Below are 13,098 nucleotides of genomic sequence, written 5' to 3' on the forward strand. Positions count from 1 at the left end.
CCCGCCACGAAACTTTGGCACTCTCGTCGTCGTCAGGGTGGGTCAACGAAGACTGAAGGGACCAGACATGGCACGCATGCGCCGTGCGGGCGCCGGTATCGCGCTCGCGACGACGATCGCTCTCCTTGCCGCTTGCAGCAGCGGGGGCGACACCCCGTCCGGTGACGGCACCACCTCCGGTGGTGGCGCCAAGGGCGAGGCCGTCACGCTCGAGTGGTGGCACAACTCGAACACGGGTGACGGCAAGGTCTACTACGACAAGGTCGCGAAGGACTTCGAGGCCTCGCACGAGGGCGTCACCATCAAGGTGAACGCCATGCAGCACGAGGACATGCTCGACAAGCTGGCGGCCGCCATGCAGTCGGGCGACATGCCCGACATCTACATGGAGCGTGGTGGCGGCGAGCTCGCCGACCACGTCGAGGCGGGCCTGACCAAGGACCTGTCCGAGCCGGCCGCGGACACGATCGCCAAGCTCGGCGGCACCGTCGCGGGCTTCCAGGTCGACGGCAAGACGTACGCGCTGCCGTTCTCGATCGGCGTCGTGGGCTTCTGGTACAACAAGGCCCTCTTCGCCGAGGCGGGCATCGAGGCCCCGCCGACGACGTGGGACGAGATGTACGACGCCATCGACAAGCTCAAGGCGAAGAACATCGCGCCGATCTCGGTCGGTGCGGGCGACGGCTGGCCGGCGGCGCACTACTGGTACTACTTCGCGCTGCGCCAGTGCAAGCAGGACGTCCTGACCTCGGCCGTCTCCTCGCTCGACTTCTCCGACCCGTGCTTCGTGCGTGCGGGCGAGTCGCTCAAGGAGCTGCTCGACGCGCAGCCGTTCAACGACGGCTTCCTGTCGACGGTCGCGCAGAAGGGCGCGACGTCCGCGTCCGGCCTGCTCGCCACGGGCAAGGTCGCGATCGAGCTCCAGGGTCACTGGGAGCCCGGCGTGATGCAGGGCATCACCGACGAGATCGGTGAGGCCGGCATCGGCGAGAACCTCGCGTGGTTCGCGTTCCCGGCCGTCACGGGTGGCGAGGGCGACCCCGCCGCGCAGCTCGGTGGCGGTGACGCCTGGGCCGTGTCGCAGGACGCGCCCGACGTCGCGGTCGACTTCGCGTCGTACCTGCTGTCCGACGAGGTCCAGAAGGGCTTCGCGGAGCTCGACATGGGTCTTCCGACCAACGCGAGCGCATCGAAGTACGTGTCCGACGCCGCGCTGGCGAGCCTCCTCGAGGTCCGCGACGCGTCGCCGTTCATCCAGCTGTACTTCGACACGGCCTTCGGTCCGGCGATCGGCGACGCCATGAACGCCAAGATCGTCGACCTGTTCGCCGGTAAGGCCAGCCCGCAGGACATCGTCGACGCCACGCAGGCGGCGGCTGACCTGGAGAAGTGATCGACGTGGCAGACGAAGCGACCGCCCGCCTGGGCGCCCCCGCCTCGCCTGCGACGTCCACCCCGACGGTTCCGGTCACCGGTCGCGCTTCGGCGCGGCCGGTGGCCGGCCGGCCGGGCGGACGCCGCGGGAATGGTGCATCCATCCGCAAGGGCCTCGAGATCACGCTCTTCGTGGCGCCCGCCCTCGCACTCCTCACGCTGTTCGTGGCCGTCCCGATCGCTCGGGCGGTGCAGATCTCCTTCTTCAAGTGGAAGGGGTTCGGCGACTTCGAGAAGTTCGTCGGTCTCGACAACTACCGGCGAGTCCTGGACAACCCCGAGTTCATCGAGGCGTTCCAGCACAACATGATCATCGTGGTGGCCTCGATCGCCATCCAGCTGCCGCTGGGCCTCGCGATCGCGCTGCTGCTCAACCGCAAGATGCGGTTCCAGGGCACCATCCGGACCCTGATCTTCGTGCCGTACGTGATCTCCGAGGTCATCGCGGGTGTCATCTGGTACCAGATGTTCGTCCCGAACGAGGGCCTCCTCGACACCATCCTCGACAAGATCGGGTTGAGCGGACCGCAGCAAGGCTTCCTCGGGACCCTCGAGACCGCGCTTCCCGCGCTCGTGGTGGTCCTGACCTGGAAGTACCTCGGCATGGCGGTCATCCTCTTCCTCGCGGGCCTGCAGGGCGTGCCCGAGGAGCTCTACGAGGCCGCGCAGCTCGACGGCGCCTCCTGGTGGCAGATCCAGCGCCGCATCACGGTGCCCATGCTCGGCCCGACGCTGCGCACGTGGGCGTTCCTGTCGATGATCGGGTCGCTGCAGCTGTTCGACATGGTCTGGGTCCTCACCAGGGGCGGCCCCGCCAACGCGACCAGCACGATGGCCACGTTCCTCATCCAGCAGGGCACGCAGCGGTCCAACTACGGCATCGCCGCCGCTGCCTCCGTGATCCTCTTCGTGGTCGCGCTCGTCCTGGCGCTGACGTACCAGCGCTTCGTCATGAACCGCGACAACACCGTCACGGTCGTCCGTCGGAAGAAGGTCTCCCGATGAGCACCGCACTCGCCGCACCCAAGGGTGCCGCCGCGGCCGCTGCCCAGAAGTCCCGTCGACGGTCGACCAACGCGATGCGCGGCGGAAGCCCGCTGATCTACTTCATCGCGCTGATCGTGATCGCCCTGTCGCTCGGCCCCGTGCTGTACGGCGTGATCTCGGGCTTCCGCAAGAACGGCGACCTGATCCTCAACCCGTCGGGCATGCCGAACCCGTGGATCCTCGACAACTACATCGGGGTCTTCAAGAACCCGCAGTTCTGGACGTACACGGGCAACTCCGTGGCGATCGCGGTGATCACCACCTCGCTCGTCGTGGTCTGCGGCGTCATGGCGGCGTACCCGCTCGCGCGCTACCAGTTCCGCGGCCGTGAGGGCCTGTTCACGGTGTTCGTCGCCGGTCTGCTGTTCCCCGCGACCGTTGGTGTCATCCCGCTGTTCATCCTCATCCGCGACCTCGGCCTGTCGAACACGTGGTGGGGCATCGCCCTGCCGCAGGCGGCGTACGCGCTGCCGCTCACGGTCGTGATCCTGCGTCCGTTCCTGCAGGCGATCCCGAACGAGCTCGAGGAGGCCGCGCAGCTCGACGGCGCGAGCCGGCTGGGGTTCTTCTGGCGGGTGCTGCTGCCGCTGTCGGGGCCGGGCCTCATCACGACCGGCGTGCTGGCGTTCGTCGGCTCGTGGAACGCGTACATGCTGCCGCTGCTGCTGCTGCAGTCCGACAACAAGACCCTGCCGCTGGGCGTCGCCGACTACTCGGCGGAGCACTCGACCGACATCGCGGGCGTGTTCGCGTTCACGTCGGTCGCGATGATCCCGGCGCTGATCTTCTTCCTCGCGATGCAGAAGCGGATCGTCAGCGGCCTCCAGGGCGCGGTCAAGGGCTGAGCCACGATGACGGAGAGCACCATGGCTACCCCTGTGCCCACGACCGGCCCGCCCCCGGCGCCCGAGACGTTCGTCTCGGACGCGGAGCGTGTGGCACGGATCCTCGAGCGGCTCACGCTCGAGCAGAAGCTCGCGCAGATCGTCGGGTTCTGGGAGAAGGGCGACGGCGAGGTCGTCGCACCCCTCCAGGGCGAGTTCACGCGTGACGGCGGTCTCGACGACGCCGTGCGCCACGGGCTCGGCCACCTGACGCGCGTCTACGGCACGCGCCCGGTCGACCCGACCGAGCGTGCCGCCTGGCTCTGGCGCCGGCAGCGCGCGCTCGTCGCGAACGTCGGGATCCCGGCGCTCGTCCACGAGGAGTGCCTGACGGGCCTGTCGGCCTGGCAGGCGGCGACGTTCCCGACGCCCCTCGCGTGGGGCGCCTCGTTCGACCCCGAGCTGGTGGGCCGCATGGCCGACCTGATCGGCGGCTCGATGCGCGCGCTCGGCGTGCACCAGGGCCTCGCCCCGGTGCTCGACGTGATCCGCGACCCCCGCTGGGGCCGGGTCGAGGAGTGCATCGCGGAGGACCCGTACCTCGTCGGCGAGATCGGCACGTCGTACGTGCGTGGCCTGCAGGCCGCGGGCGTGCACGCGACGCTCAAGCACTTCGTCGGCTACTCGGCGTCGCAGTCGGGCCGCAACTTCGGGCCCGTGCACGCGGGTCCGCGGGAGATCGCCGACGTGCTGCTCGTGCCGTTCGAGATGGCGGTCCGGGACGGCGGCGTGCGGTCGGTCATGCACGCGTACACCGAGATCGACGGTGTTCCGACGGCCGCCGACCCGACGCTGCTCACCGACCTGCTCCGCGGGCGGTGGGGGTTCGACGGGGTCGTCGTCGCGGACTACTTCGGCGTCGCGTTCCTCGACATCCTCCACCACGTGGCGGACGGCCTGGGCGAGGCCGCGGGCCTCGCGCTCGCCGCGGGCGTCGACATCGAGCTGCCCACGGGTGACGCGTACCTCGAGCCGCTGGCCGAGGCGATCCGCGCCGGGAAGGTCGACGAGGCGCTCGTCGACCGGGCCGTGACGCGGGCGCTGCTCCAGAAGGCGGAGCTCGGCCTGCTCGACGCGACGTTCGAGGGCGAGCCCCCCGCGGGTGTCGAGCTCGACTCGCCCGCGCACCGGCAGGTCGCCGCGCGGCTCGCGCAGGAGTCGGTCGTGCTCGTCGCGAACGACGGCGTGCTGCCACTGCTGGGCGGATCGCGTCCGACGCCGGCGCGCGTCGCGGTCGTCGGTCCCAACGCCGACCAGCACGAGGCGATGTTCGGGTGCTACTCGTTCGTCAACCACGTGCTCGAGCACCACCCCGAGGTGGAGACGGGCATCGAGGTACCGACCGTCCTGGCGTCGCTGCGCTCCGAGCTGGTCGGCGTCGACGTCGTCGCCGAGCGGGGCTGCGACGTCGACACCGACGACCGGTCGGGCTTCGCCGCCGCGGTCGAGGCCGCGTCCGGCGCGGACGTCGCGGTGGTCGTCGTCGGCGACCGCGCGGGCCTGTTCGGCCGCGGGACCGTCGGCGAGGGCTGCGACCGGGACGACCTCGAGCTGCCGGGTGTGCAGCGCGAGCTCGTCGAGGCCGTCCTCGGCACGGGCACGCCCGTCGTGCTCGTGCTGCTCACGGGCCGGCCGTACGCGATCGGCTGGGCAGTCGAGCGGTGCGCCGCCGTGGTCCAGGCGTTCTTCCCGGGTGAGGAGGGCGGTCCCGCGGTCGCGGGCGTCCTGTCGGGCCGCGTCAATCCGTCCGGTCGGCTCCCCGTGAGCCTGCCGCGCGCGGCGGGGTCGCAGCCGTACACGTACCTGCACCCGGCGCTGGGCGGCGACGGCGACGTCACCAACCTGCCGTCGCGTCCTGTGCGGCCGTTCGGCTTCGGCCTGTCGTACACCACGTTCGCGTACGACGAGCTCACGGCCGAGTCGGCCGAGGTCGCGACGGACGGGCGCGTACGCGTCGCGGTCCGCGTGACCAACACGGGCGACCGGGACGGTGACGAGGTCGTGCAGCTGTACGCGCACGACGTCGTCGCGAGCGTGACGCGTCCGGTCGCGCAGCTCGTCGGGTTCCGCCGTGTGGCGGTCCCGGCGGGGGAGTCGGTCGTCGTGCGGTTCGACGTCCCGACGACGCGCGTCGCGTTCAGCGGCCGCGACCTGGCCCGCATCGTCGAGCCGGGCGACCTGGAGCTGTGGGTCGGCACGAGTGCGGAACGTGCCGCCTCCACCAGCGTCCGCCTGGTCGGGCCCGTCCACACGGTCGACGACGACGACCGCTGGACGGCCACGGAGGTCCTCGCGCCCTGACCTCCCGGGACGCGAGCCTCCACGGCCCCGCGCCCCGCACCGCCACTCCTCCACGGGCGGTGCGGGGGCGCGGGGCCTCCGCACGTCCGGGGGCGCGGGCCGAGTCGTGGACGCGGGCGCATCCGCGCCGTGGGACGGACGTAGGCTCTCGGGCAGCGCACCTGCCCCCGCCGCGATCGACCGGTGCTGACCCGAGGTGCGTGACGAAGGAGTGAACACGATGAGCCGTCCGCTGCGCTCTCGGACCTCGACCCACGGTCGCAACATGGCCGGTGCCCGCGCGCTGTGGCGCGCGACCGGCATGGGCTCCGAGGACTTCGGCAAGCCGATCGTCGCGATCGCGAACTCGTACACGCAGTTCGTCCCCGGGCACGTGCACCTCAAGGACATGGGCGACCTGGTCGCGGGCGCGATCCGCGAGGCCGGGGGCGTGGCCAAGGAGTTCAACACCATCGCCGTGGACGACGGCATCGCGATGGGCCACGCGGGGATGCTGTACTCGCTGCCCAGCCGCGACCTGATCGCCGACTCCGTCGAATACATGGTCAACGCGCACTGCGCGGACGCGCTCGTGTGCATCTCGAACTGCGACAAGATCACGCCCGGCATGCTCAACGCGGCGCTGCGGCTGAACATCCCGGTGATCTTCGTGTCCGGCGGGCCCATGGAGGCCGGCAAGGCCGTCGTCGCGGACGGCGTGGCGGCCACGCCGCTCAACCTCATCAACGCGATCAACTACTCGGCCGACGACAACGTCTCGGACAAGGCGCTCGACGCCGTCGAGGAGAACGCCTGCCCGACCTGCGGGTCGTGCTCGGGCATGTTCACGGCGAACTCGATGAACTGCCTCACCGAGGCCCTGGGCCTGTCGCTGCCGGGCAACGGCTCGACCCTCGCCACGCACGCGGCTCGTCGGGAGCTGTTCCTGGAGGCCGGACGCACGATCGTCGACCTGGCCCGCCGCTACTACGAGGACGAGGACGACACCGCGGCGCCCCGCGGCATCGCGACGAAGGCGGCGTTCGGCAACGCGATGGCGCTCGACGTCGCGATGGGCGGCTCGACGAACACCGTCCTGCACATCCTCGCCGCCGCGCAGGAGGCGGAGGTCGACTTCACGCTCGCGGACATCGACGCGATCTCGCGCCGTGTGCCGTGCCTCGCGAAGGTCGCGCCGAACCACCCGAGCTTCCACATGGAGGACGTGCACCGCGCCGGTGGCATCCCCGCGCTGCTGGGCGAGCTCGACCGCGGCGGCCTGCTGGACCACGACGTGACGAGCGTGCACACCCCGACGCTGCGCGCCTGGCTCGACGACTGGGACATCCGCGGCGGCAAGGCCACGGACCGTGCACGCGAGCTGTTCCTCGCGGCCCCCGGCGGCGTGCGGACCACGCAGGCCTTCTCGACGACGAACGTGTGGGCGTCGCTCGACACGGACCAGGCGAACGGCTGCATCCGCGACGTCGCCCACGCGTACACGGTCGAGGGCGGGCTCGCGGTGCTGCGCGGCAACCTCGCCGACGACGGCGCGATCATCAAGACCGCGGGCATCGACCCCGACGTCTTCCACTTCGTCGGGACCGCGCTGGTGTGCGAGTCGCAGGACGAGGCGGTCGAGAAGATCCTCACCAAGCAGGTCCAGCCCGGCCACGTGGTGGTCGTGCGGTACGAGGGCCCTGCGGGCGGCCCGGGCATGCAGGAGATGCTCTACCCGACGTCGTTCATCAAGGGCCGCGGCCTGGGCAAGGTCTGCGCGCTCATCACGGACGGCCGGTTCTCGGGCGGCTCGTCGGGCATCTCGGTCGGTCACGTCTCGCCCGAGGCCGCAGCGGGCGGCACCATCGGCCTGGTCGAGGACGGCGACGAGATCGAGATCGACGTCGAGTCCCGGCTCATCCGCGTCAACGTGCCCGACGAGGTGCTCGCGGAGCGCCGCGCCAAGATGGAGGCCTCGGAGACCCCGTGGCAGCCGAAGGACCGCGACCGCTACGTGTCCCCGGCGCTCCAGGCGTACGCCGCGATGGCGACCTCCGCCGACCGTGGCGCCGTCCGCGACGTCACGCGCCTGCGTCGCGGCTGACCCGCTCCGGCTGCGACGCACGCCGCGCACGTCGACCCCGGGCGACCTCGGTCGCGAGCGCGTCGAGCGGCTGGGCGAGCGGTGCGAGCGGGTCGACGAGCTCGTCGAGCCACGCGCGCACGTCGGCGAGCCCCGCGGGGTCGAGCCCGTAGATCCGTCGCGTGCCCTCGGTCCGCACGGTCAGCAGGCCCGCCTCGCGGAGCACACCGAGGTGCTGCGACACGGCGGGCTGCGACACGGGCCGCACGGGCTGCACGCGGTGCACGAGCTCCCCGACCGACTGCTCCTGCGCCGCGACCAGGCGCAGGAGCACCCGGCGCAGCGGGTGGCCGAGCGCGTCGAGCGCGGCCTCGGCCGGGAGCAGGCGGGCGTTCACTCGGTCGGCGTCTCCCCGGTCGCTGTCTCCTCGGTCGGTGTCTCCTCGGTGGACGGCTGCGAGGGGTCGACGGTGTAGAAGGTGACGGTCCGCTCCCCGGCCGCCTGCATGTCCCGGGCGTCCTCGCCCGCCGCGACCGCGGCCGCGGTCCATCCCTGGGCGGACGCGCGCACGAACGCCCTGCCGTCGGCCGTCAGTGCGTACCCGGCGCCGTCGTCGGGGTCGACGGGCTCGCCCGTGTCCAGGTGCAGGCCCAGACCGAGCAGCGCGAGGTCCCACCCGACACCGACCGCACCCGGGCCGTACTGCGTCCAGAACTCGGGGTCGACGGGCGCCTCGTGGCGGAGCTCGAGGGTCGTCCCGTCGCCGACCGGCGCGAGCTCGACCTCGACCCACGACACCTGCGGACCCATCTCCCACGTGAGCGCGAGCAGTCGCGGCGCGTCGCACCGCTCGACCACGCCCGACGCGTTCCCCGTGAGCGAATAGCGCCCGCCGACGCGCAGGTCACCGCTGACGGGCAGGAACCACCGGGGGATGCGCTGCGGGTCGGTGAGCGCGTCCCACAGGTCGGCCGGGTCGGTGGCGTACGTGCGGCGGGCGACCGCGACGCGCGTCGGCGCACCGGCGCGCTCGCCGGTGCGCACCTCGCGCGTGACGAGCCCGGCGGTGGCGATCGGATCGACCGAGATGGTCATGGCGAACCCCTTTCATAAGCAGAGCCTTATAGTTGCACGCTCCGCCGTGCGACGGAAGGGGTCGGTGCCCGGTCGGCCGGGCTTCACGTGCTCGTCACGGGCCGCTCGCCCGCGCGTCCGTCGGGCGTCGGTTTCGTCCGGTTCGCTCGGGTCATGACCTCCTCACGCATGCGGACCCCCGGACGTGCGGGCCGCCGAGCCGCGACCGTCGCCGTCCTCACGACGGCCCTCGTGTCGAGCCTGGTGAGTGCGCCCGCGCACGCGACGGGCGGCGACCACGACGAGCCGGCCCTCGGTGACCGGGGCCCGCGGTCGGCGGTCACCTGGACCACCGAGCCCACGCTCGTCGCGCACGCCACGTTGCCGGCCGACCGCCTCGAGCCCGGGCCGCCCTCGGGTGCCCAGGCGACGCCCGCCAACGGGCGGCGCGGACCGTTCGCGGGACAGGTGATCCCCGGCTTCTCCGCCGTGGTGGACGCCGGCGACGGGTCGTTCTGGGCGCAGCCCGACAACGGGTTCGGCAGCAAGGCGAACTCGGCGGACTTCCTGCTGCGGATCTACCGCATCACGCCGCGGTGGGAGACGGCGCGCGGAGGTGCGGGCGACGTGCGGGTCGACGGGTTCGTGCAGCTGCGTGACCCCGACCGCCGGATCGACTTCCCGATCGTCAACGGCGACACCGCGCAGCGGTACCTGACGGGCGCGGACTTCGACATCGAGTCGCTCGTGCAGGCCCGGGACGGCTCGTTCTGGATCGGTGAGGAGTTCGGGCCGTTCCTGCTGCACGTCGACCGCACCGGCCGGCTCCTGAGCGCGCCCGTGCCCATGCCGGGCGTGCGCTCGCCCCAGAGCCCCGACCTCGAGCCGGGCGAGACGCCGCGTCTGCCCGCGAGCCGCGGGTTCGAGGCGATGGCCGGCTCGCCGGACGGTCGCTACCTCTACCCGATCACCGAGGGCGCGTTCGTCGACGACCCGCTGCAGCGGCGGCGCACGGTCGCGCAGTTCGACACGCGGCGCGGTCGGTACACGGGCCGCACCTGGTCGTACGAGACCGACCGTGACGCGAACGTCGTGGGCGACGCGTTCGCGACGAGCGCGCACGAGCTGCTCGTCGTCGAGCGCGACGACTTCGAGGGTGCGGCAGCGGTGACGAAGCGCGTGTACCGCGTCGACCTGCGCCGAGCGGAGCGCGACGGGTTCCTGGCGAAGGAGCTGGTGCTCGACGCGCTCGACGTCGCGAACCCGCACGGGCTCGACGCGGACGGCGGGTACGGCACGGGTGACCCGTGGTCGCTGCCGGTGCAGTCGTTCGAGACGGTCGTGCAGCTGCGCGACGGGCGGCTGCTGATCGCGAACGACAACAACTACCCGGGCAACTCCGCCCGCCGGCCCGGCACGCCCGACGACACCGAGCTCGCGATCGTCGAGCTGCGGCGGGAGCGCGTGCGCAGCCACCCGGTCACGGTCATCGGTCACCGTGGCGCGAGCGGCTACCGCCCGGAGCACACGCTCGCGTCCTACGAGCTCGCGATCCGGCAGTGCGCCGACTACATCGAGCCCGACGTCGTCGCGACGAAGGACGGCGTGCTCGTCGCGCGGCACGAGAACGAGATCGGCGGGACGACGGACGTCGCCCGCCGGCCCGAGCTCGCCGACCGCCGCACCACCAAGGTGATCGACGGCCGCTCGGTCACGGGGTGGTTCACGGAGGACCTGACCCTCGCCGAGCTGCGCTCGCTGCGCGCGGTCGAGCGGCTGCCGCAGCTGCGCCCCGGCAGCGCCGCGTTCGACGGGCGCTACGAGGTGCCGACGCTCGACGAGGTGCTCGACCTCGCGCGGCGGTCGGTCTCGTGCGCGGGCCGGCAGGTCGGGGTGTACCCCGAGACCAAGCACTCGACGTACTTCGCGTCGATCGGCCTGCCGCTCGAGGGGCGGCTGCTGAGCGCGCTGCGGGCGGCCGGGCTGGACCGGCCCGACGCGCCCGTCGTCGTGCAGAGCTTCGAGACGGGCAACCTGCGCTGGCTCGCGCGCCGGACGCAGGTCCCGCTGGTGCAGCTCGTCGACTGCTCGGGCGCGCCGTACGACCTCGTCGCGGCCGGCGACCCGCGCACCTACGCCGACCTCGTGACGCGCGCCGGGCTGCGGGAGGTCGCCCGCTACGCGGACGGCGTCGGGCTGTGCAAGGACCGCGTGATCCCGCGCACGCCGGACGGCAGGCTCGCGCGGCCCACGTCGGTGGTCCGCGACGCGCACCGCGAGCACCTGACCGTGCACGCGTGGACGTTCCGCCGCGAGAACACGTTCCTGCCGACGGACCTGCGTCGCGGCGACGACCCCGCGGGCACGGGCGACCTCGCGGCCGAGGTGCGCGCGTTCGTCGGGGCGGGCGTCGACGGGGTGTTCAGCGACAACCCGGACGTCGCGGTCGCGGCGCTCGGCGCCCGCCCGTAGCGCGCCCCGCCCGTAGCCCGCCCCGCCCGTAGCGCGCCCTGCCCATAGCGCGCTGCGGGCCCCGCTCCTACGGTGGGCGCATGACCGATCTGGATGCACCCGACGTCAAGCCGCGGTCGCGGCAGGTCACCGACGGGATCGAGGCGACGGCGGCGCGCGGCATGCTGCGCGCCGTCGGCATGGGCGACGAGGACTTCGCGAAGCCGCAGATCGGCGTCGCGAGCTCGTGGAACGAGATCACGCCGTGCAACCTCTCGCTCGACCGGCTCGCCAAGGCGGTCAAGGCGGGCGTGCACGCGGGCGGCGGGTACCCGCTCGAGTTCGGCACCATCTCGGTCTCGGACGGCATCTCGATGGGCCACGAGGGCATGCACTTCTCGCTCGTGAGCCGCGACGTGATCGCCGACTCGGTCGAGACGGTGATGATGGCGGAGCGGCTCGACGGCTCGGTGCTCCTGGCGGGGTGCGACAAGTCGCTGCCCGGCATGCTCATGGCCGCGGCGCGGCTCGACCTCGCGTCGGTGTTCCTGTACGCGGGCTCGATCATGCCGGGCTGGGTCAAGCTCTCGGACGGCACCGAGAAGGACGTGACGATCATCGACGCGTTCGAGGCCGTCGGCGCGTGTGCGCGCGGTCTCATGAGCCGCGAGGACCTCGACCGCATCGAGCGTGCGATCTGCCCGGGCGAGGGCGCGTGCGGCGGGATGTACACCGCCAACACGATGGCGTCGGTCGCCGAGGCGATGGGCATGTCGCTGCCGGGCTCGGCCGCGCCGCCGTCGGCCGACCGGCGTCGCGACCAGTTCGCGCAGCGGTCGGGGGAGGCCGTCGTCGAGCTGCTGCGCCGCGGGATCACCGCGCGCCAGATCATGACGAAGGAGGCGTTCGAGAACGCGATCGCGGTCGTCATGGCGTTCGGCGGCTCGACCAACGCGGTGCTGCACCTGCTCGCGATCGCGCACGAGGCCGAGGTCGACCTCACGCTCGACGACTTCTCGCGCGTCGCGCGTCGCGTGCCGCACCTGGGCGACCTCAAGCCGTTCGGCCGGTACGTCATGAACGACGTCGACCGCGTGGGCGGTGTGCCGGTGGTCATGAAGGCGCTGCTGGACGCCGGCCTGCTGCACGGCGACTGCCTGACGGTCACGGGCCGCACGGTCGCCGAGAACCTCGCCGACCTCGACCCGCCCGACCCCGACGGCAGGATCCTGCGTGCGCTCGACGACCCGATCCATCGCACGGGCGGCATCACGATCCTGTCGGGCTCGCTCGCGCCGGACGGCGCGGTGGTCAAGTCCGCGGGCTTCGACTCGGACGTCTTCGAGGGCACCGCGCGCGTGTTCGAGCGTGAGCGCGGCGCGCTCGACGCGCTCGAGGACGGCACCATCCAGGCGGGCGACGTCGTCGTGATCCGGTACGAGGGCCCCAAGGGCGGGCCGGGCATGCGCGAGATGCTCGCCATCACGGGCGCGATCAAGGGCGCGGGGCTGGGCAAGGACGTGCTGCTCGTGACCGACGGCCGGTTCTCGGGCGGCACGACGGGACTGTGCGTCGGGCACATCGCACCCGAGGCGGTCGACGCCGGCCCGATCGCCTTCGTGCGCGACGGTGACCGCATCCGCCTCGACGTCGCGCACGCGCGTCTCGACCTCCTCGTGGACGACGACGAGCTGGCGCGCCGCCGCGAGGGCTGGGCACCGCTGCCGCCGCGCTACACCCGCGGTGTCCTGGCGAAGTACGCCAAGCTCGTGCAGTCGGCGAGCCGCGGCGCGGTCCTGTCCTGACCGCGGGTGCACGGGAGCGGAGCGGGCCGACGAGCGCGGG

The 13,098-nt window shown here is 72.4% G+C and carries 9 protein-coding genes; 7 read left to right on the top strand and 2 right to left on the bottom strand.

From position 1 onward, the window contains the following. Window positions 1-67: 67 nt before the first annotated feature. The 5 genes from CBP52_RS01230 to ilvD (CBP52_RS01250) all read left to right on the top strand — a co-directional run bounded on the left by CBP52_RS01230 (window position 68) and on the right by ilvD (CBP52_RS01250) (window position 7,749). The gene (locus CBP52_RS01230; protein WP_094179486.1) at window positions 68-1,393 is read left to right on the top strand and encodes an ABC transporter substrate-binding protein; all 1,326 of its coding nucleotides are present in this window, start codon (window positions 68-70) and stop codon (window positions 1,391-1,393) included. A gap of 5 nt (window positions 1,394-1,398) precedes the next feature. Next, window positions 1,399-2,439, top strand: a complete 1,041-nt coding sequence (locus CBP52_RS01235) for a carbohydrate ABC transporter permease (RefSeq protein ID WP_094182046.1) — start codon at window positions 1,399-1,401, stop codon at window positions 2,437-2,439. Beyond that, the gene (locus tag CBP52_RS01240; protein ID WP_094179487.1) at window positions 2,436-3,326 is read left to right on the top strand and encodes a carbohydrate ABC transporter permease; all 891 of its coding nucleotides are present in this window, start codon (window positions 2,436-2,438) and stop codon (window positions 3,324-3,326) included. Before CBP52_RS01235 ends, CBP52_RS01240 begins: the two co-directional genes overlap by 4 nt. Before the next feature lie 21 nt (window positions 3,327-3,347). Next, window positions 3,348-5,666: a glycoside hydrolase family 3 N-terminal domain-containing protein gene (locus CBP52_RS01245; protein ID WP_198303509.1), complete on the top strand. Its 2,319-nt coding sequence runs from the start codon at window positions 3,348-3,350 to the stop codon at window positions 5,664-5,666. A 220-nt stretch (window positions 5,667-5,886) separates the two neighbouring features. Then, window positions 5,887-7,749 (top strand): dihydroxy-acid dehydratase, encoded by a 1,863-nt coding sequence (gene ilvD, locus CBP52_RS01250; RefSeq protein WP_094182047.1) that lies wholly within the window; start codon window positions 5,887-5,889, stop codon window positions 7,747-7,749. Here ilvD (CBP52_RS01250) and CBP52_RS01255 read toward each other — a convergent pair. Then, window positions 7,727-8,125: a helix-turn-helix transcriptional regulator gene (locus CBP52_RS01255; protein WP_198303625.1), complete on the bottom strand. Its 399-nt coding sequence runs from the start codon at window positions 8,123-8,125 to the stop codon at window positions 7,727-7,729. The two genes, ilvD (CBP52_RS01250) and CBP52_RS01255, sit on opposite strands and share 23 nt — an antisense overlap. Continuing rightward, window positions 8,122-8,823: an SRPBCC family protein gene (locus CBP52_RS01260; RefSeq protein ID WP_094179489.1), complete on the bottom strand. Its 702-nt coding sequence runs from the start codon at window positions 8,821-8,823 to the stop codon at window positions 8,122-8,124. The genes CBP52_RS01255 and CBP52_RS01260 overlap by 4 nt, the downstream gene beginning before the upstream one ends. 153 nt (window positions 8,824-8,976) lie before the next feature. Here CBP52_RS01260 and CBP52_RS01265 point away from each other — a divergent pair, with 153 nt between their 5' ends. After that, window positions 8,977-11,274: an esterase-like activity of phytase family protein gene (locus CBP52_RS01265; protein WP_232514599.1), complete on the top strand. Its 2,298-nt coding sequence runs from the start codon at window positions 8,977-8,979 to the stop codon at window positions 11,272-11,274. Between the two features lie 80 nt (window positions 11,275-11,354). Next, window positions 11,355-13,058: a dihydroxy-acid dehydratase gene (gene ilvD / locus CBP52_RS01270; protein ID WP_094179490.1), complete on the top strand. Its 1,704-nt coding sequence runs from the start codon at window positions 11,355-11,357 to the stop codon at window positions 13,056-13,058. The last annotated feature ends 40 nt before the right edge of the window (window positions 13,059-13,098 follow it).

It is taken from the genome of Cellulomonas sp. PSBB021 (assembly GCF_002240455.1).
In the GTDB taxonomy this organism is placed as follows: domain Bacteria; phylum Actinomycetota; class Actinomycetes; order Actinomycetales; family Cellulomonadaceae; genus Cellulomonas; species Cellulomonas uda.

Excerpts from the sequence above, each read along its gene's own strand:
- ilvD (WP_094182047.1), top strand. The coding sequence starts at position 5,887 with ATGAGCCGTCCGCTGCGCTCTCGGACCTCGACCCACGGTCGCAACATG.
- CBP52_RS01245 (WP_198303509.1), top strand. The coding sequence starts at position 3,348 with ATGGCTACCCCTGTGCCCACGACCGGCCCGCCCCCGGCGCCCGAGACG.
- ilvD (WP_094179490.1), top strand. The coding sequence starts at position 11,355 with ATGACCGATCTGGATGCACCCGACGTCAAGCCGCGGTCGCGGCAGGTC.
- CBP52_RS01230 (WP_094179486.1), top strand. The coding sequence starts at position 68 with ATGGCACGCATGCGCCGTGCGGGCGCCGGTATCGCGCTCGCGACGACG.
- CBP52_RS01265 (WP_232514599.1), top strand. The coding sequence starts at position 8,977 with ATGACCTCCTCACGCATGCGGACCCCCGGACGTGCGGGCCGCCGAGCC.
- CBP52_RS01240 (WP_094179487.1), top strand. The coding sequence starts at position 2,436 with ATGAGCACCGCACTCGCCGCACCCAAGGGTGCCGCCGCGGCCGCTGCC.
- CBP52_RS01260 (WP_094179489.1), bottom strand. The coding sequence starts at position 8,823 with ATGACCATCTCGGTCGATCCGATCGCCACCGCCGGGCTCGTCACGCGC.